This window comes from Alistipes timonensis JC136 (genome assembly GCF_900107675.1).
Lineage (GTDB): Bacteria > Bacteroidota > Bacteroidia > Bacteroidales > Rikenellaceae > Alistipes > Alistipes timonensis.
Genome location: NZ_FNRI01000002.1, coordinates 508,477 through 528,213, shown reverse-complemented (window position 1 = coordinate 528,213; position 19,737 = coordinate 508,477). Strand labels below are relative to the sequence as shown.

Sequence of the window (19,737 nt, the reverse complement as noted above, 5' to 3'; positions counted from 1 at the left end):
CATTCATTCGAGTTTTGCAACTTCTTTAAGAATTTCGTAAAATATTTTATTTACCCGCGCCGCGCATTTGCTTACTGTCTGCGGGGCAGCCGGGCCGCGGGGCTGAAAATTCGTAATAAAAAATGACGGATTCACTGTAAATCCGTCATTGAATTTTTTTTCAAATTTTTTTTGCCTTTTTCCCGGAAACACCTGCCTGTCATTTGGAAAAGGCGAATCCGACGTAGACGTCCTTGTATTTCGACAGCAGGGCGGCGGCCGTCGAAAGCGAGGATATCCTGCTGCCGAGGGCGGTCATCATCTCCACGAGCCGGGTGACCGGAAAGACCAGCACCAGCTCCGTACCGCTGATATAGGCGTGGCCCGGCACCGATCCCAGATTGATCTTGCCCTTGGCGAAATGGAGCGTCACGACGTGCGTCGAGGCTTCGTATTCGTAGGTTCCCGTGAGTTTGTGCTTGCCCAGCGTCGCCGAGAAAGCGTCGCTGTCGCGTTCGAAGGTGAACGTACCGGCGCCGGGTTTGATTCCGGCCAGCGCATAGACCTTTTCCAGTTGTTTGACGACCGAACTCTCGAGGGCCGCACCGCCGAGCTCCGAAGCGAGGTCCTCGCCCGCGAATTTGACGCCCGGGCCCGTGTAGTTCCACGTGCCTGCCAGCGCGTATTGGGTGAGTTTGCCGTCGGTGACTTTGTCGGCCGCCGCCGTGGCGGCTTTTTTCAGGGCATCCTTCCAGTCCTGCGCCGAAGCAGTGCCGGCGAGCAGGAGCAGGGATGCTGCAAGTAAAATAGGTCTTTTCATTTTCATAGGTTTTCGAGTTCGCGCAGCCATGCCGCCGCCGAGGCGTCGGAGGGCATGCGCCAGTCGCCGCGGGGCGAGAGCGACACCGAACCCGCTTTCGGGCCGTCGGGCATGGCCGAGCGTTTGAACTGCTGGGAGAAGAAGCGGCGGAAGAAGACCGTGAGCCATTTGAGAATCGCGGCGCGGTCGTAGCTCCCCTCGAAGGCCTGTTCGGCCAGCAGCAGGATTTTCGCCGGGCCGTAACCCGCGCGCAGGAAGTTGTAGAGGTAGAAGTCGTGGAGTTCGTAGGGACCCACGAGGTCCTCGGTCTTCTGGGCGATTTTGCCGTCGCAGTCTGCGGGCAGCAGTTCGGGGCTGACCGGCGTGTCGATGATGTCGAGCAGCGTGGCGCGCGTCGCAGCGTCCTTTTCCGTATCGGCCGCCCATTTCACGAGGTGGCGCACCAGCGTTTTGGGGACCGAGGCGTTGACGCCGTACATCGACATCTGGTCGCCGTTGTAGGTCGCCCAGCCGAGCGCCAGTTCCGACAGGTCGCCCGTGCCGATGACCAGTCCGCCCTCCATGTTGGCTACGTCCATCAATATCTGCGTGCGTTCGCGCGCCTGAGCGTTCTCGTAAGCTGCCGAACGGTTTGTCGGGTCGAGGCCGATATCCTGAAAATGCTGTGTGCAGGCGTCGCGGATCGGGATTTCACGGATCGTGACGCCCAGTCCGCGCATCAGTTCCAGCGCGTTGTTGTAGGTGCGGTCGGTGGTGCCGAAGCCCGGCATCGTGATGCCGATGATTCCGGCGCGGTCCATTTTCAGGAAATCGAACGTGCGGACCGTCACGAGCAGCGCGAGGGTCGAATCCAGTCCGCCCGAGATGCCGATGACGGCCTTTTCGGCGCGTGTGTGGACCATTCGCTGCGCCAGTCCGTGCGACTGTATCCGGAATATCTCCTCGCAGCGTTCGTTGCGGTGCGTCTCGTCCTTCGGCACGAACGGCATCGGGTCGATGTCGCGGTCGAGGACCACGCCGCGGAGCCCTTCGGGAATCTCCATTTCGATCACGGTGTTCTCCGTAGCCGCTTCGTTCATGCGGAACGAGGTGTTGCGGCGGCGTTCGAACTCCAGCCGTTCGATGTCCACGTCGGCGACGACCAACTGTTCCTCGGGCGAGAACCGTTCGGCTTCGCGCAGGATCGTGCCGTTCTCGGCGACGATGCCGTTGCCGGCGAACACGAGGTCGGTGGTGGATTCGCCGAAGCCCGCCGAGCAGTAGACGTAGGCCGCGATCGTGCGGGCCGACTGCTGGGCGACCAGCTGCCGCAGGTAGGCGTGCTTGCCCGCCGCCTCGGGCGATGCCGAGAGGTTGAAGATCACCTTCGCGCCGTTCAGCGCGAGCTGCGACGAGGGCGGCACGGCGGTCCAGAGGTCCTCGCAGATTTCGATGCCGAATTCCGCGCCGTTGACCTCGAACGTGAGGTCGGCGCCGAAATCGGCCTCATGGCCCGCGACGACGATGCGTTCGTCCGAAATCCCGGCTCCCGAGGCGAACCAGCGGTTTTCGTAAAATTCGCCGTAATTCGGGATATAGGTTTTGGGAACCACGCCCAGCACCTTGCCCTGGGTGAAGACCACGGCGCAGTTGTAGAGCGCCGATCCGTGGCGCAGGGGAGCTCCGGCGATCAGCGTGAGGGGGAGTTTGCGCGTGGCGCGCACGAGCCTTTCCAGCGCTTCGTCGGCCGCGTCGAGCAGCGTCGGCTGCAGCACGAGGTCGCCGCACGTGTAGGCCGTCACGCTCAGTTCGGGGAACGCCACGATCTCGACGCCCCGGCGGGCGGCCTCTTCGGCCAGCGCCTCCATGCGCCCGGTGTTGTAGTCGCAGTCGGCGATCCGTACGTGCGGAACAGCCGCCGCTACCTTCAGAAAACCGAAATTGTCCATAGGTTATCTTTTTATTCGCACCACAATTGCGCCAGGTTCAGGATCACCTGCCGGGCCTTGCGCATCGTCGTGAGCGAGCAGTATTCGAACTTGCCGTGAAAATTCATACCCCCGGTGAAGAGGTTGGGGCAGGGCAGGCCCATGAACGAGAGGCGTGCGCCGTCGGTGCCGCCCCGGATGGGCCGCACGAGGGGTTTCACCTCCGCCATTTCCATCGCCCGGAGCGCCTTGTCGATCACCTGCGGATGCGGTTCGACCATCTTGCGCATGTTGTAATACTGGTCTTTGAGCGTGAGGGTCAGGACCTCGTCGCCGTATTTCTTTTTCAGCAGGTCGACGCACGCCCACATGAAGATCTTCTTCTGTTCGAATTTCTCGGCGTCGTGGTCGCGGATGATGTAGCTCAGCGAAGCCTTCTCCACCGTGCCGTTCACGCCGACGCAGTGGTAGAAACCTTCGTAACCCTCGGTGTATTGGGGGCGTTCGGCGGCGGGCAGCAGCGTTTGCAGTTCGCACGCCACGTCGATGGCGTTGATCATCTTCGCCTTGGCGTAACCCGGATGGACGTTGCGGCCCTGTATCTCGATCTTGGCGCTCGCGGCGTTGAAGTTCTCGTATTCCAGCTCACCCTCCATGCCGCCGTCGACCGTGTAGGCGAAATCGGCGCCGAAAGCCTTCACATCGAAGAAATCCACGCCCCGGCCCACCTCCTCGTCGGGGGTGAAGCCGATGCGGATTTTTCCGTGTTTCACCTCGGGGTGCGCCAAGAGGTACTCCGCGGCGGTCATGATTTCGGCTACGCCCGCCTTGTCGTCGGCGCCCAGCAGCGTCGTGCCGTCGGTGTGGATCAGCGTGTGCCCTTTGAAGAAGGCCAGCTCGGGGAAATCCGAAACCTTCATCGTCAGTTGGCCGTTCAGGGCGATGTCGCCGCCGTCGTACTCCTCGATCACGCGGGGCTTTACGTCTTTTCCGCTCATGTCGGGCGAGGTGTCCACATGGGCGATGAAGCCGATGACGGGGGCGTTCTCGCACCCCGGCGCGGCGGGGATCGTGCCCATCACATAGCCGTACTGGTCCATCGTCACCTCGGTCATGCCGAGGGCCTCCATCTCGTCGCGCAGGGCCGCCAGGAGGACCTTCTGCTTCTCGGTCGAGGGGAATGTGGTGCTGTTTTCGTCCGACTGCGTGTCGAACGATACGTATTTCAGAAAACGTTCTTTCAAATCCATGGTCGTTGCAGATTAATCGTTACTCTTCCTTTTTGGCCCGCAGGGTGTGCCAGCCCATGTAGCCGATCAGCACGAGGTACATCGTGAGGCCTACCCATTCGGCGGCGTTCGACGCGGCCCAGCCCGAGAGGAACCAGTTCACGCCGGCGAATTTCAGGATGGCGCTCACCACGCCCATCAGCGCGCCGCCGGCGATGAAGCCCGAGGCGATCAGCGTACCGCGGTCGAAGCGGGCTTTGTTGAGCCCCTCGTCCTTCGAGTGGTTCGAGACGAACCACGCCACCAGTCCGCCCACCACCAGCGGGGCGTTCAGCTCCATGGGGATGAACATGCCCAGCGCGAACGCCAGGGCCGGAATGCCGATCGACGTGAGCACCAGCGCCAGCGCCGCACCGCAGAAGTAGAGCATCCACGGGGTCTGCCCGCCGGTCATCAGGGGTTGGATCACCGCCGCCATGGCGTTGGCCTGCGGGGCCACCAGCGCACCTTCGCCCACGAATCCGTAGGATTTGTTGAGGATGATCATCACGCCGGCCACGGTGGCCGCAGCAACGAACGTGCCGAGGAATTTCCACGCCTCCTGCTTCTTGGGCGTGGTGCCCAGCCAGTAGCCGATTTTGAGGTCGGTGATGAAGCCGCCGGCCATCGACAGGGCCGTGCAGACCACGCCGCCGATAATCAGCGCGGCGGTCATGCCCGTCGTGCCGCTCAGGCCGACGCTCACGAGCACCAGCGACGAGAGGATCAGCGTCATCAGCGTCATGCCCGAAACGGGATTCGTGCCCACGATGGCGATGGCGTTGGCCGCCACGGTCGTGAAGAGGAACGCGATGACGAAGACGATCAGGATGGCCGTGACGGACTGCGCCCAGCCGTCCAAAAGCCCGAAGTGGAAGAAGACGAAGATCGAGACGAGCGTGGCGATCAGGATCGTGAGGATGCGCTTCATCGAGAGGTCGCGCTGCGTGCGCTCTACGGCTGCGAGCCCCCCCCCTTTGTTACCGCCGAATTCCGAAACCGCCAGTCCCACGGCCTGACGGATGATCTTCGACTGGCGGATGATGCCGATGATGCCCGCCATGGCGATGCCGCCGATGCCGATGGGTTTGCCGATGAAGGCGAAGAGGTTCTCGGCGGTGAAGATCGACTGCGGGTCGGCGAGGATGTCGGCGCGCGTCACGCCCAGCAGCGAGATCATCGCGGCGGGATCGACGGCTTCGGCCAGCGAGCCCACCACCGGGACGATCACGAACCATACGAGGCACGAACCGGCGGTGATGATCATGGCGTATTTCAGGCCGATGATGTAGCCCAGTCCCAGCACGGCGGCCGAGGTGTTGAGCGAGAAGACCACTTTGAATTTGTCGGCGGCGACGCTGCCCCATTCGCAGATGCGCGTCGAGACCGACTCGGTCCAGAGGCCGAACGTGCCGACTACGAAGTCATAGAGACCGCCCACGAGTCCCGCGACGGCCAGCAGTTTGGCCTGGTTGCCGCCCTTCTCGCCCGAGACGAGGACCTCGGTGGTCGCCGTGGCTTCGGGGAAAGGGTATTTGCCGTGCATCTCTTTGACGAAGTATTTGCGGAAGGGGATCAGCAGCACGATGCCCAGCAGTCCGCCGAACAGCGACGAGAGGAACACCTGCCAGAAGGCGGCGTCGAGCCCCAGAATGTAGAGGGCCGGGAGGGTGAAGATCGCTCCGGCGACGATCACGCCCGACGAGGCGCCGATCGACTGGATGATGACGTTCTGTCCCAGCATGTTCTTCTTGCCCAGCACCGAACCCATGCCTACGGCGATGATGGCGATGGGAATGGCCGCTTCGAAGACCTGCCCGACCTTCAGGCCGAGGAAGGCCGCGGCGGCCGAGAAGACGATGGCCATAATGACGCCCATCGTGACCGAATAGGGCGTCACCTCTTTCGGGTTCGACGAGGCCGGCATGACGGGTGTGTACTCTTCGCCCGGTTTGAGTTCGCGGTAGGCGTTTTCGGGCAGCGAGGTGAGTTGTTTATCCTGCTCCATTGGATGTCTCGGTAGTTTTTAATTCTTCATTATTTAATTGCAGTCTTTCGGCACTGCCGAAAGATTACCGGTTGTCGCCGCTGCCCGTGATGTGGTTGCGCTGCATGCGCGAACGGAGTTTGTCGACGTTCATCTGCGCCACGTCGTCGAGTTCGTAGCCCAGGTCGCGGGCGAGCGTGGCGCAGTACCACAGCACGTCGCCGATCTCCTTGACGATCTCGAGTTTCTTTTCGGGGGTGAACTCCTCGTGTCCGTCGCGGATCACTTTTTTGACCTTGTCGGCGACTTCGCCCGCTTCGCCCGTGAGTCCGAGCGTGGGGTAGATGATGCGGCGCTCGTCGGGGTAGATCGCCGTTTCGAGGGCGTGCTGCTGGTATTCGTTGAGTGTCATAGCTTTGATTTGAAGGTTTACAACAGACAAAAATAACAAAATAATTTCGAAATACGCAGTAAAAAGCCCCGGCGATTGTCCGGGGCGGGTGTTCAGAGTTCGGGGATCGCCTTCTCCAGCCCGATGCCGTGCGAGCCTTTGAGCAGCACGAGGGCGTTCTCGACGGGGGAGAGCTCCAGCAGCGAGAGCAGTTCGTCGCGCGTGGGGCAGAGGGTCGTGCGGGCCGGTTTTTCGGGGAGCGAGGCATAGGCGTTCGCAAATTCCCCGCCGACGAGCAGCAGCTCTGCATCGGGGGCCTGCGCCGCCTGGCGGATGATTGCCGTGTGTTCGTGGGCCGACCATTCGCCCAGTTCGAGCATGTCGCCCAGGATCAGCACCCGGCGCTGCCGCTTGCCGAGCGGCTCGGCGAGGAAACTCTCAATGACCAACCGCATGCTCAGCGGATTGGCGTTGTAGCAGTCGATGATGAGCGTGTTGCGGGTCGTTTCGGTGCGCTGCGAGCGGTTGTTGTCGGGGACGTAGCCTGCGACGGCGTGGCGGATGCGTTCGTCGGGGATGTCGAAATAGCGCCCCACGGCTGCCGCGGCGGCGATATTATAGCGGTTGTAGGCCCCTTCGAGGTGGTTCTCCATGCCATCGGCCAATGAAACGGGGTAATATTCCGTGGCTAACGAATCGCGTTCGGAGGCCATATCCGTCAGCACTTGGTCGTCGGACGGTACAAAAGCGCGGCCGCCGTTTGCGGCGAGGAAATCGAACAGTTCGCCCTTGCCCCGGCGAATCCCTTCGGGGCCCCCGAAGCCCTCGAGGTGAGCCAGTCCGATATTGGTCAGGATGCCGTAGTTGGGTTCGGCAATGGAGCTCAGCAGGGCCAGTTCGCCGCGGGCGCTCGCGCCCATCTCCACCACCCCGAACTCCGTGTCGCGGGTCATCGAGAGCAGCGTCAGCGGAACGCCGATGTGGTTGTTGAGGTTGCCGCGCGTGGCATAGACGGCGAACCGTTCGGCCAGCACGCGGCTGACGAGCTCCTTCGTGGTGGTCTTGCCGCTGCTGCCCGAGATGGCGAGGATCGGGATGCCCAGCGCCCGGCGGTGTTCCCGGGCCAACTCCTGAAGGGCTTGCAGCGTATCTTCCGCATAGCGGATGCGTTCGTCTGCCGCAGCGGTTCCGGCATCGTCGGTGACGGCGTAGGCGGCACCCTTTTTGAGCGCTTCCGCGACGAAGCGGTTGCCGTCGAAGTTGGCGCCCCGCAGGGCGAAGAAGATCGAATCGGGCTCGATCTTCCGGGTGTCGGTCGAGATGCGGGGGTGTTTCAGGAAGAGGTCGTAAAGTTCGCTCATGGCGGGTGAAAAATAAATGGAGGACGGTCGCAGACCGCCTCCGGGGATGGGTGGTGCGACGACGGCATATCCGATCCGGGATCAGATATGCTTGTCGCCGTTGTTGAATTTCACTTCGTCGATAAATTTTTTGATGTTTTGCTCCTCGGCGCGGGGGCAGATCATCAGCACGTCGTCCGTGTCGACGATGATATACTCCTTCAGGCCGCTGATGACGGCGATCTTGTTTTTCGGAAGCGAGACGATCGATGAGCGCGTGTCGTAGAGGTAGCATCCCTTTTCGGGGATGGCGTTGGCATAGCGGTCCTTGCGCGAATGCTGGTAGACCGAACCCCACGTCCCGACATCGCTCCAGCCGAACTCCCCGCAGCGGACATAGACGTTGTCGGCCTTCTCCATGATGCCGTAGTCGATCGAAATGGCGCGGCACTCCGAGTAGGCGATCTCCAGCACGTTGCGCTCGGCTTCGGTGCCGATGGCGCGCATCACGCCGCTGAACAGCGAGTGGTGCTCTGGGAGGTATTTTTCGAAAGCCTCGACGATCGCGCGCACCGTCCATACGAAGATGCCCGAGTTCCAATAGAACTCGCCCGACTGCAGGAAAACCTGCGCCAGTTCGAGGTCGGGCTTCTCGGTGAAGCATTTGACCTTGCTGATGGGCTGGCTGTCCGAGACCTGGATGTAGCCGTAGCCCGTATCGGGGCGCGTGGGTTTGATGCCCACGGTCATCAGCACGCCGCGGTCGGCGGCGAATTCGAGGCATTCGGCGATGATGGCCCGGAAGTCGTCTTCGTTGAGAATCAGGTGGTCCGCCGGGGTGACGATCATCTCGGCGTCGGGATTCTGCTTCATCAGCGTGTAGGCCGCGTAGGCGATGCACGGGGCGGTGTTGCGCCCCACGGGTTCGCACAACACCTGCTTCTCGCCGATCTCCGGGAGGTGCTCCAGCACCAGGTCTTTGTATTTGAGGTTGGTAACCACCAGGAAATTCTCGGCGGGAACCATTTTTGCAAAGCGTTCGTAGGTGTGGCGGATGAAGGATTTTCCCGTCCCCAGGATATCGAGGAACTGTTTGGGCATCGACTGCCGGCTTTTGGGCCAGAAACGCGATCCGATGCCGCCCGCCATGATGACACAATATTTATTGCTTGCCATAGTTATTATATGGAGTTAAGTTCGACAAAGATAAAAATATTTTAGTAACTTTGCCGCCTATTGGAAAATTAATTTTCGGCCCGGCAATGAAAATCAAATTCTTCACCATACCCAACCTGCTGACCCTCTCGAACCTGCTTTGCGGTTCGGTTGCGGCGGTCGCCGCGTTGGTCTGGGGCAACCTGACGCTGGCTTTCGGACTGATGGTCCTGGCTGCCGTGTTCGACTTTTTCGACGGCTTCGTGGCGCGCCTGCTCAACCAGAGTTCGCCCATCGGGCTACAGTTGGATTCGCTGGCAGACGACATCACCTTCGGGTTCCTGCCCGCCGCCGTGATGTATGTCCTTTACCAGCGGATGCCGGGTGTATGGCTGCCGGAGGGGAACCTCGGGCTCGTTGTTTTCGCCTTCACGGCCTTTGCGGCGCTGCGGTTGGCGAAATTCAACATCGACGACACGCAGCGAAGCGAGTTCTGCGGGCTTCCTTCGCCGGCCGCGGCGATGCTCTGCGCCTCGCTCGGCCTGCTGGCCGAATGTTACGGACTGACGCTACACCGCGAGACGGTACTGGCCGTAGCCGTGGTCGTGGGGCTGCTGATGATCTCGAACGTGCGGATGTTCGCCCTCAAATTCCACGGCTTCGGCTGGAAAGGAAACGGTTTGCGCTATACGTTCATTCTCGTCAGCGCCGTGATGGCCGTTGTTTTGCGCGGGTACGCCGTGCCGCTGATCATCGTGCTTTACATTCTGATTTCACTCGCCCGGGGGCTTGCCTGCCGGGTAAGCGGCTGTGAGAAAGCCGAATAGTTGGGTATTTAAAATTTTTTAATTAACTTTGCCGCGGATTTCCGCTCTTTGGCTGAATATGTCGGGTTTTTCGAATCGCATATTGCTGGTGTTCCTGCTCGGTCTGCTTTTTGCAGTGCCTCAGGCAGTGCATTCCCAGGGCTTCGATGCGAAGACCCTGCAGCGCGCCCAGCAAAACGGCCAGTCGGGGAACCTCTACGGCAACAACCCTTTCGAACAGCCCGAAGGCGAGGAGGGGGAACAGCAGCCGCAGGATACGACCAAAAAGGAGCGGAAGATCCGCAAGCCGTTGGAGTCCTATCTGTTCAATGACTCGATACGTGCGCTGAACAATTTCAAATGGCACGTGAGCCGCGATTTCAACCGCGTCGAGATCGGGCCTTTGGACACCACGCTGACCGATTACCGGATCGACTATCCGTTCTATCGGGAGGAGGTGGGCGACATCGCCCAGGGAGCCCTGGGGCAGACGTCGCTGCCGCTGAACTACTTCCGGCGGCCTCAGTTCTTTGACTTCAGTTTTGCGAGTCCCTACTACGCGTACACCTACAATATGGAGAACGTGGCTTTCTACAACACGAAGAAGCCGATAATCCGCATGAGTTACGCCGAGTCGGGGCAGAAGCGTTTCCGCGAGGAGAATTTCAACATCATGCACGCCCAGAACGTCTCGCCGACGACGGGTTTCAACGTCGACTACAAGGCGCGGGGCACGCGCGGGCAGTATGTCTGGTCGCGGACCAAGAACCACAACCTCGCGGTGGCCGTCAACCATACCGGAAAACGCTATTCGGTGCACGCGGGTTACTACAACAACCACATCGAGCAGCAGGAAAACGGCGGCGTGGTCGGCAACTGGGCCATTGCGGACACCGTTTTCGAGATGCCTTCGGGCGTGCCGATGCGGCTGGCGGACGCCGAGGCGAAGAATGTCTACCGCAACAACGCCTTCTTCGTCACGCAGTCTTACGGCATTCCGCTGCAGCGGCTTACCGAGCACGATTTCTCGATGGCCAACCTCTCGGCGGTCTACGTGGGCCACTCGTTCGAGTACAGTTCGTGGAGTAAGGTCTACACCGACCGGAACGAGCCCTATACCAACGAGCGCGACCACCGCGACGAGAACGGCAATTACGTCTCGGCCGAGGGCAACTACTACGACAACTGGTACATCAATCCCGTGGAGACGCGCGACTCGATCTACGAACGGGTCGTCTCGAACCGCTTTTTCGTGCAGGCGCAGCCCTGGGACCGCAACGGGGTGGTCGGAACGCTCGACGCCGGCGTCGGCATCGACATGCACACCTACTCGCAGTTCGAACTGAAAGATTACCTGACGGGGAAGTATACGAAGGTCAACAAGACGAGTTACTTCTTTTACGGCTCCGTCAGCGGAAAGATAAAGAAATATGTCGACTGGGACGGAAATCTCAAATTCTACCCGTCGGGATACAGAGGCGGAGACCTTTCGATCGGCGCGCACCTCGCGCTGAAAGGGTACCTCCGCGGACACCCCCTGATTCTCGAAGGACGGTTCACGATGGACCGCCGTTCGCCGAACTACTGGCAGGAGAATCTATTCTCGAACCATTATATATGGAACACTCCTTTGAACAAGGAGAATGAAACTCGGTTCGAGGTCAAGTTTTCGGTCCCCGACTACGCTTTCGAAGCGGGGGCATGGCAGGGAGTCGTCTCCGACAAGATTTACTACGCGTCGGACAGCAACGTCGCCCAGCATAGTGGAAACGTCAGCCTCACGAGTGTGTATGCTCGCAAAGATTTCCGCTTAGGCGGACTTCATTTGGACAACAGGGTATTGTTGCAGTGGAGTACGGATCAAGATGTTGTACCCGTTCCGCTTTTGAGCGCCTTCCTTTCGTATTACTACGAGTTCTGGGTCGTGCGCGATGTGCTGCGCCTGCAGATCGGTCTGGACGGACGCTATAATACACGGTATTATGCGCCCGGTTACAATCCGGCACTGTCGGTGTATTACAACCAACGGGAGGTCGAAGTGGGGAATTATCCCTACGTGGACGCTTTCGCAATGGCAAAGTGGAAGAGAATGCGGATATTTTTGAAATATCAGCATGTGAACAAGGGACTGTTCGGTAACGGAGAGTATTTCTCGGCGGCTCGTTATCCGCTGAATCCGGGCATGTTCAAAATCGGTATCTCGTGGGGATTCTATGATTAGCGTGCTGTTCTGCGCGGTGTAAGCTGCCCGCAAAACAACCTTTTATGTTAAAAAAGACCGTATTAACGTTTGCGTTCTTAACCATTCTGACTACTTTTTACGGCTTCAACGCGCAGTTCAGCGCGCCCGCGACGAACAGCGCGCTGAACGACGAGACCGTGATGGACTATTCGCTGCTCCCCGAGGGCAGCTACCTCATCTCGGCTTACGACAACCTGATCCGCAACATCAGCGAACAGGAGGGGCACGACTGGCGGCTGATGAGCGCCATCGCCTACCACGAATCGCGTTTCACGCCCGACATCACCTCGCGCAGCGGGGCCCGCGGGCTGATGCAGATCATGCCTTCGGTGGCACGTCAGTTCGACGTTCCCGTGACGGAGGTCTCCAATCCGGAGACCAACGTCTGGCTGGCCAACAAGCTGCTGTCGAAGATCATGTCGACGCTCCGTCTTCCCGAGGGCATCTCCGAGAAGGACCGGATGAGCATCGTCCTGGCATCGTACAACAGCGGCATTGGCCATGTGAGCGATGCGCGGCGTCTGGCGAAGCTGAACGGGGAGAACCCCAACTCGTGGGAGGTCGTGGCGCGTTACCTCAGCCTGAAGGCCGACCCCGCGTATTACGAGAGCGAAGTGGTCAAATGCGGACGTTTCACCGGCAGCCGGCAGACGCTTGCCTATGTGAACGACGTGATAGGACGCTACGACCGATACTGCCGCGTTGCCGGGAGGTAACCGCAGGCAGGTGTATAGTAAAAGCAGAACCCGTTTCCGGATTCTGCTTTTTTTGTGCCGTGCAGGGAGGGCGGTTGCGTTGCCTTCGGTCCGTGCCGGCAGATTGCTGGACGGCGTCTCAGAAAGCGTATCCGAACCCGATGTTCAGGTAGATGGGATACATGTTGAAGGAGATGGTTTCGAAGTCCTTCTTGAAAATATTGTTCAGTCCCCACATCAGGTCGCCCGAGACGGTCAGGTGCCGGAAGGCTTTCCAGTTCACGCCGGCCTGTACGCCGTATTGCACCGTGCGGAGGTTGTCTGAGAAGTCGTACAGCGCGATCCGGTCGCCTTCGAACTGCACCTTGTTTCCCGTGGGGTTGTTTTCGCGCAGGTAGCCGTCGTAGACGTGCCCCGAGAAATCCCCGCTCGTTTTGAACGACACGTAGGGACCCGCATTGAGCCGCAGCCGGTTGTTGACCTTGTAGGCCGCCACCAGCGGGATCGAAACGAACGTGCTCCGGTATTTGGTCTTGACCATGCCGGTCCAGTTGCCCTTGATGCGTTCGCCGCCGTCGCCGAAAATCTCCATGCTGTAATTTTTCGTCTGGGCCTTGGTCTGCATGCCTTTCGTCTCCAGGCGCAGGCCGAACAGGAATCCCCAGCGCTGCTTCTCCCCGAACCACTTGATGACATCGCCCTCGATCGAAAAACAGAACGTCGGCGAGTAACCCTCGATTTTGCGGATTTCCTGGGGCAGCGGAAGCGGCGAGGTGCCTCCGATGCTGACGCCCGCTTTCACTTCATATTCCAGTCCGAGGAGCAGCGAACGGATAATTCCGTCCGAACGGTCCTCCTGTGCGTATGTACGGGTTGCGGCGCAGACCGAGACGACCAGCAGAACGACCGCGATAGCATATTTTTTCATGTTCAATTTCTTCGTTTCGGGGTTTATTCGTCTCTGTACTCCATCGTCACTTCGTCCACGCAGAGCGTACTGCCGGGTGCGCCTGAAAAACGGTCGCCGTCGATACTCGATGAGAATACGATGGCCAGGCTGTACTTACCTTCGCTGAGTTTGACCGGGTCCACCGTCTTTCCCGCGCGGAAAACGAACGGGAGATCGAACTCCGTCCACTCGTCCGTCTCTTTCGCATCGGTGATCCGTGCGACAGCGAAGATGTTCGGGTTGTCTTCCGCGAGGGCGTTCGTGCCGTCGAGGGTCTTCATATCCTCCGTACTTTCGTAGAACACGGCGTAGATGTTGAAAATATCCGTCTTGTCCGGTACCGGTTTCAGTTTGTCCGGCCTCGATTTGTCCAGCTCGTAGAACGTTTCACCCGCTTTGTATTTGTAATATCCCTGTATCCTGCTCGGGACCGCGTCGGTCGGGATTCCGAATTTCGTCGCTTTCAGCGGATTGGTGAGGGCGTTCAAGACCTCGAACGTGCCGAGGAAAAGGTTGCCGGCTGCAATGGGCATGTTCATGTCTGCGCCGTATTTGCCGGTTTTGCGGGTCGTCAGCGCCAGGCATTTGTTCCGATAGCCGATATTCGACTGGTAGGTCGGGTAGGTGTCGGCGCCGCTTCCGGCTCCGGTCAGCGCATAGCCTGAGTTTCCGCTGGCCCATACGATCGTCTCTTTTCCCGAATTGTCCGTTTCGTAGAAAATCTGGTATTCGCCTTTGGCCGTTTTCGTCGTGCGCACCTTCTCGAACTGGAAGAGGGTGGGTATGTTGTAGGAGGTCGTGGCTTCGACCTTGTACCGCTTTTTCCATCGGCCGTCCTCGGAGATCACCTCATAGTACTGCGGCGACGAGAAATCGAGTTTCGTGCCGCTTGCGGGTGAGATCGTGGCGCCGGGCGTCAGCGTGAATTCCGGGGCGAGATCGGACAGGTCCGCTGTTTTTTTCAGGTAGAGGGTGACTTTCTCATTTTCGATGACCGGGTCCCGGTTCAGCACGTCGCCTGCAAGCGTGCAGCTTTCGATGTCGGCTTCCGTATTCAGCGCTTCTTCCCGGATACACGAGACGCAGGCTGCGCCGGCAAGCAGCAGGGAGATTGTGAAAATTTTCAATTTCATATCGTTTCAACTTGGAAGTGAACTATATTCGGTACAAAGGTAGGGCCATTTCGCAGAAAATCAGGTATTTTCATCCTATCCCGCGATTGTTGTCACTGAGCCAGGGAGGCTGTGTCCGCGGTTCGGGTTTTTCCGGCGGGATCAATAGACCCATTGGAAATCCTTCACGTAGAATGAATTTTTGCTTCCGTTCAGATAATCCCCGTAACGGCTGCTCGAACAGGAGATGATGATTGTGTAGTTGCCGGTCGGGATTCCCGCATCCTTGTCATAATAATTGAGCGGGATGGTCAGCAGTGTGTCGTTGGCTGCATCCTGATCCGGATAAGCGGCTCCGTAAGCGATCAGACCCGCTTTTTCGGCGTCGGACAATCCGGTCAGGGATTCCGGGTCCCAGCTTCCTGTCGGAGCTCCGTTGTTGCCCGAGGTTACGCTGTGACGCGCATCCCAGTTGATGATGCACACCATAACGCTTGCCTGGTCGTGGTCACCCTCCTTAAGTTCATTTTCATGGGTGTATTTAGTGCATATCTTAGACCCGAATGAAGCTTTGTAATTCAGTTGAAGGGCTGTCGGACGCGCCGTATAGGTATATTTTTGCCCGAATCCGACCGTTCCGTAAGAGGTCGCGCCGAGAAAACCTTGTTTGACGAACGTGAATGTTCCCGTGAAAAGATTGCCGGGGGCCAATATGCCGATAATCTCGTTGGCCTGCATATAAGCATAGGGGCTGCTGAAAGTGCAGAGTTTCGATGCCATCGAGTTGTTTCCGCTGCCCCAGAAAGCTGCGGCCGTGTTGTCTGTTGTAAAACAGCTCAGGTCGGTGGCCAAAACGGGGATTGCGTCGCCCGAGTTGTTGGCCGGCGTAAAGGTCCCTTCGGCTGCTTTGGTTTCGTTGACCAGCAATTGGTATTGATACTCCTTTTGGGCGAAAACGCCCGTTTTCGAATCGACTGCCTGCACGGTCTGTCCCGCTCCGTTCTGTACCGGGGTCCATGTGGGGGCGATCGTCGCCGTGAGCGTGCCGTCTTCGTTGGCGGTCAGGGAGGCCGTTTGCCACCCCTCGTCGCCGACGGCCCGGTATTCCAAGACGGATGCCGCCAGGGCCGCATTGCTGACGGTCAGCGTGGCCGTATTGGTCCAGAGATCGGCGTCGTTGTTGTAAACCACTTCGGCGGGGGCCGGAGCCGACTCCGGGACCTTAAAGGTCAGCGGTTGCACGGTCTCCTGCCCGGCAAGGTCGGTCACATGGACTTCGAAGACGTGCAGGCTGTTTTCCGCACTGCCCATGAGGATCATCGGCAGGAGCCGGGTGATGTCGAACACCGTGGATTTCTTGTACTGCACCTGCGTCGTGCAGGCCAGTTCGAGCTCGGAGAACGGAAGCTCTCCGATGTTGGACTGAATGGCCTCGTCATTGAAGATATCCATGCCGGTTATACCCATCATGACGTTGAGAAATTCCGAAGTGACCTCGATACGAAGCCCTGCGATGCCTGCCGGGGCGTCGATCGTGATCGCCGCAGAGTAGGTCAGGATTTCGTTCCCGTCCACCGTGATCTCGTGCACGTCGTTCAGTTCGCGGTCCGGCCAGTTGAGCGAAGGCGCTTCGGCCGGTCGGAACGTGATGTCGGCGGCCTCTTTCCGGTAGAGCATTCCGGCTGCGAATTTCCGCTCGGGATCGTCGCGGGTGACGGTGACCGTGCCGATTTGTTTCGCTTCGGTGATGACGTCGAACGTGAGGCGGTCGTAGTTGCCGGGCAGGATGTTGAAATAAGCTTCGAACGCGTCGGCTGCGGGAGCCGTTCCGGGGTCGAAGCCCAGAGCGATGACGTTCGACCGTGCCCCGGCGTTGAGGGCGACGTCCGCTCCCAGCGTCGAAATGTCGAAGTCGATGCTTTGGGCCGAGAGCGGCTGCCCGTTGTTCTCCGATGTCAGCAGGATGTGGCGGACCGCGTCGCCGGCGCCTGCTCCTCCCTGTACCGACAGGTTGAGGATCGAGGTGAGGCGGTTGAGGCGGAATTTCACCGGTTCGCCTTCGTCGGTTTCACCTTGCTTGGCATTGCTGAATCCGAGCATTTCGGCCACGAGGGCGTCCGATGCACAGTTGAACTCACTGCCTTTTTGGCTCCGCAGGTTTCCGAAGGGAATGCTGGCCGTGTTTCCGCTGACCGCTGCATGGGGGTAGAAGGCCATGTACTGCCACTCGCCGGTCGCGGTGGGGAGCTCGCCCTCGAAAGCGAATGCGTTGTCGTTGTAGACGAACCGCCCGGGTTCCGAGAATGCGGAGCTTCCGGGGACGGAATAGAGCACGCCCATGGCATCCCCCTCTTCCCACGTTCCGGTGAACCGGTCTCCGTCCACGTCGATGTTGGCGCGGGTCTTGTCGTCGGTGTCGACTGCGGCCTGGAATCGGACAGGGGTCATGCCGCCGGGCGTTGCCGGGGCGTTGGTCTCGTCGCTGTTGCAGCTTGCGAACAAGGCGACGAGAACGATCGAAATTGCCTGGTAAATCGTTTTCATGGTTTGTCGTTTTGTTCGTTATTCGGGATCTTCGTAATTCCTCCAGACGGAGCTCAGGGGCTCTACGCCGCCGCCGGGGTAGGAGTCGGCAAATCCTTTCTCGATCTGCACGTCGATTTGTTCGAGCAGGGGTGCGACATAGCGCGATTTCCCCTCCTCAGTGGTGGATACTCTCTTCATAGTCAAATATTTTAATCGTCGGAAGCAAAAATAGAGCAGGGGAGTTCCAGATGAAAATAAATTCAACGAACCGGTGGATGTTCCCCATGAAGAGGCCGATTTGAATAATGGCGTCGGGGCTGAAAGGATATGGCAAAGGGCGGAAATGTGTATTAAAAAGGCCGCCCGGATTTCCGGACGGCCTGTCTGTGAGCGTTTTGGCCTGTTATTTCACGTATTTGTCGAGCCAGCCGAAAAATTCGCGGTTCCAGACCAGCGAGTTCTGGGGTTTGAAGACCTGGTGCGCCTCGTTCTCGAACTCCACGAGCCGCGCCGGGATGCCCCGTACGCGGGCAGCCGTGAAGGCTTCGAGCGACTGCGTGTAGGGAATGCGGAAGTCCTTCTCGCCGGTGATGATCAGGATCGGGGTGTCCCATTTCGTGACGAACTTGTGCGGCGAATTGGCGTAGGACCGCTGTGCCGTGGCGTTTTTCGTGTCCCAGTAGGGGCCTCCGTAATCGTTGTTGACAAAGAACAGCTCTTCGGTCTCGCCGTACATCGAGTCGAAGTCGAAGATGCCGCAGTGGGCGATGAAGGCTTTGAAGCGCTTCTCGTGGCATCCGGCGAGGAAGTAGACCGAGTAGCCGCCGTACGAGGCGCCCACGCAGCCCATGCGGTCGCGGTCGGCCCACGGTTCGCGGGCCACGTCGTCGATGGCCGAGAGGTAGTCGCGGATGTTCTGTCCCGAGTAGTCGCCCGAGATCTGGTCGAGCCACTCCTGACCGAACGAGGGCAGGCCGCGGCGGTTGGGAGCCACGACGACGTAGCCCTGCGCGGCCATCAGCTGGAAGTTCCAGCGGTAGCTCCAGAACTGCGAAACGACGCTCTGCGGACCGCCCTGGCAGTAGAGCAGCACGGGGTATTTCTTCGAGGCGTCGAAATCGGGCGGCAGGATGACCCACGTGAGCATCTGCTTGCCGTCGGTGGTCTTCACCCAGCGTTTCTGCACCTCGCCCATTTTAATATGGTCATAAACGGGCTTGTTGACGGCTGATATCTGGGTCAGCGTACCGTCCGCAGGGTTCACCTCGAAAAACTCCGTGGCCATCGAGATCGTGCACATCTCGGCGGCGATCCGGCCCGAGGCCATCGTAAAGGCGTTGATGTCGTGGTCGCCGCGGGTGACGACCTCCACCTCGCCGACCGACGGCGAGACGCGGCAGATCTGGTGCGTGGCCTCGATCGGGGCGATGAAGTAGAGCATGTCGTCGCCCTCCCAGACGACGTTCATGGCGTTGTAGTCGAAATCGGCGGTAAGGTCCTGCATTTCGGCGGTGTGGCAGTCGTAGAGGAACAGCCGCGTCTTGTCCGCCTCGTTGCCCGGACGGCGCTGCGAGAGGAAGGCGATTTTCGAATCGTCGGGCGACCAGACGGGGTATTTGTCGTAGCCGACCATCTCGGCCAGGTCGAGGCAGGCCTCGCCTTCCGCGGCGGGTTTGCCCGTGAGCGGTTTGCAGATATTCTTCGTTTCGCCCGTCGCAAGGTCGTAGACGAAGATGTCCGAATCGGTCGACACGGCGTATTCGGTGCCCGTCAGCGGTTTGCAGGTGTAGGCCAGCTTGTCGCCGGCGTTGTTCCAGGCGATCTCGGCCATGTCGAAATAGGGGGCCAGCGGGGCGTCCCACTGTGCGTCGGGCATGATGTCCTTGCCGCCCGTCACGAGCCCCTTGCCCAGCTCGCCGACGAAGATATGGCGGTATTCGCCTTCGTCCCAGTAGTCCCAGTGGCGGGCCATCAGGTCGTCGTAGATGCGGGCCTTCGATTTGTCCATGTCCTTGTAGATGTCCGACGAACGGCGGTCGGCCGTCTGCACGGTCTGCACCCACCAGATGTGTTTTCCGTCGGGGCTCACGCCGAAGCCCTCCACGTCGGGAACGCCCTCGCCGTCGCCGTTGCCCGTGATCTGCGTCGCGTCGCCGCCCGAGGCGTTCATCCGCCACACCTGCATCGAACCGCCGCGGTCCGAAAGAAAATAGATTTGCAGCCCGTCGGCGCTCCATTTCGGCGAGACATTGTTCGACGTGTAATCGGTCAGGCGCGTTACGGCTTTCGACGCCAGGTCCTCGGTCCAGATCGTCGTCACGCCGCGGTTTTCGGCCATGTTATAATCGGTCTGCTGGTACAACAGCGTTTTTCCGTCGGGCGAGAGCGACGACGCGCCCGCGCGGCTCATCTTCCACATCACCTCGGGAGTGAGACGCCCGGCGGCGATCTCCCCGGCCGTCAGCGCATTGTCGATCTTCAGGGGCTCCGGACGCTTTTCGCATCCGCCCAGTCCCACAGCTGCAATAGCCATCATCAGGATAAGTTTTTTCATTTTCAT

15 protein-coding genes are annotated in these 19,737 nt (G+C 59.6%); 3 read left to right on the top strand and 12 right to left on the bottom strand.

What is annotated here, in order from left to right; genetic code table 11:
* Positions 1-199 precede the first annotated feature (199 nt).
* From BLU78_RS04430 to BLU78_RS04400, 7 genes are all read right to left on the bottom strand, one after another.
* Positions 200-805 (bottom strand): DUF4923 family protein, encoded by a 606-nt coding sequence (locus tag BLU78_RS04430; protein ID WP_010262846.1) that lies wholly within the window; start codon positions 803-805, stop codon positions 200-202.
* Entirely contained in the window at positions 802-2,727 is a 1,926-nt protein-coding gene (locus tag BLU78_RS04425) for an NAD(+) synthase (protein WP_010262850.1), read from the bottom strand. Before BLU78_RS04425 ends, BLU78_RS04430 begins: the two co-directional genes overlap by 4 nt.
* 11 nt (positions 2,728-2,738) lie before the next feature.
* Positions 2,739-3,956, bottom strand: a complete 1,218-nt coding sequence (pepT, locus tag BLU78_RS04420) for a peptidase T (RefSeq protein ID WP_010262854.1) — start codon at positions 3,954-3,956, stop codon at positions 2,739-2,741.
* A gap of 19 nt (positions 3,957-3,975) precedes the next feature.
* A complete protein-coding gene (locus tag BLU78_RS04415) occupies positions 3,976-5,982 on the bottom strand; it encodes an OPT family oligopeptide transporter (RefSeq protein ID WP_010262858.1) in 2,007 nt (668 codons plus the stop codon).
* Positions 5,983-6,046: 64 nt separating this feature from the next.
* On the bottom strand, positions 6,047-6,373 hold the full coding sequence (locus tag BLU78_RS04410) for a nucleoside triphosphate pyrophosphohydrolase family protein (RefSeq protein ID WP_010262862.1): 327 nt from the start codon (positions 6,371-6,373) through the stop codon (positions 6,047-6,049).
* A gap of 92 nt (positions 6,374-6,465) precedes the next feature.
* The gene (locus BLU78_RS04405) at positions 6,466-7,713 is read right to left on the bottom strand and encodes a UDP-N-acetylmuramoyl-tripeptide--D-alanyl-D-alanine ligase (RefSeq protein ID WP_010262866.1); all 1,248 of its coding nucleotides are present in this window, start codon (positions 7,711-7,713) and stop codon (positions 6,466-6,468) included.
* Positions 7,714-7,794: 81 nt separating this feature from the next.
* Positions 7,795-8,868 (bottom strand): mannose-1-phosphate guanylyltransferase, encoded by a 1,074-nt coding sequence (locus BLU78_RS04400; RefSeq protein WP_026020738.1) that lies wholly within the window; start codon positions 8,866-8,868, stop codon positions 7,795-7,797.
* 86 nt (positions 8,869-8,954) lie between these two features.
* On the opposite strand from BLU78_RS04400, the gene pssA reads away from it, so the two are divergent.
* Genes pssA through BLU78_RS04385 form a run of 3 tightly spaced genes read left to right on the top strand, consistent with a single transcriptional unit; the run spans position 8,955 to position 12,611 of the window.
* On the top strand, positions 8,955-9,674 hold the full coding sequence (gene pssA, locus BLU78_RS04395; protein ID WP_010262874.1) for a CDP-diacylglycerol--serine O-phosphatidyltransferase: 720 nt from the start codon (positions 8,955-8,957) through the stop codon (positions 9,672-9,674).
* A gap of 58 nt (positions 9,675-9,732) precedes the next feature.
* Entirely contained in the window at positions 9,733-11,874 is a 2,142-nt protein-coding gene (locus tag BLU78_RS04390; RefSeq protein ID WP_026020739.1) for a putative porin, read from the top strand.
* Between the two features lie 44 nt (positions 11,875-11,918).
* The gene (locus tag BLU78_RS04385) at positions 11,919-12,611 is read left to right on the top strand and encodes a transglycosylase SLT domain-containing protein (protein WP_010262880.1); all 693 of its coding nucleotides are present in this window, start codon (positions 11,919-11,921) and stop codon (positions 12,609-12,611) included.
* 118 nt (positions 12,612-12,729) lie between these two features.
* Here BLU78_RS04385 and BLU78_RS04380 read toward each other — a convergent pair whose 3' ends face one another.
* The 5 genes from BLU78_RS04380 to dpp5 all read right to left on the bottom strand — a co-directional run bounded on the left by BLU78_RS04380 (position 12,730) and on the right by dpp5 (position 19,737).
* Positions 12,730-13,518 (bottom strand): porin family protein, encoded by a 789-nt coding sequence (locus tag BLU78_RS04380; protein ID WP_010262882.1) that lies wholly within the window; start codon positions 13,516-13,518, stop codon positions 12,730-12,732.
* A 23-nt stretch (positions 13,519-13,541) separates the two neighbouring features.
* Positions 13,542-14,672 (bottom strand): PCMD domain-containing protein, encoded by a 1,131-nt coding sequence (locus tag BLU78_RS04375; RefSeq protein ID WP_010262884.1) that lies wholly within the window; start codon positions 14,670-14,672, stop codon positions 13,542-13,544.
* A 141-nt stretch (positions 14,673-14,813) separates the two neighbouring features.
* Complete coding sequence (locus BLU78_RS04370) at positions 14,814-17,195, bottom strand: PCMD domain-containing protein (protein ID WP_010262886.1); 2,382 nt, start codon at positions 17,193-17,195, stop codon at positions 14,814-14,816.
* An 18-nt stretch (positions 17,196-17,213) separates the two neighbouring features.
* Positions 17,214-17,375 carry a hypothetical protein gene (locus BLU78_RS14085; protein WP_010262889.1) on the bottom strand — a complete coding sequence of 54 codons (162 nt, stop codon included), beginning with the start codon at positions 17,373-17,375 and terminating at the stop codon, positions 17,214-17,216.
* 205 nt (positions 17,376-17,580) lie between these two features.
* Positions 17,581-19,737 carry a dipeptidyl-peptidase Dpp5 gene (dpp5, locus tag BLU78_RS04365; RefSeq protein WP_010262891.1) on the bottom strand — a complete coding sequence of 719 codons (2,157 nt, stop codon included), beginning with the start codon at positions 19,735-19,737 and terminating at the stop codon, positions 17,581-17,583.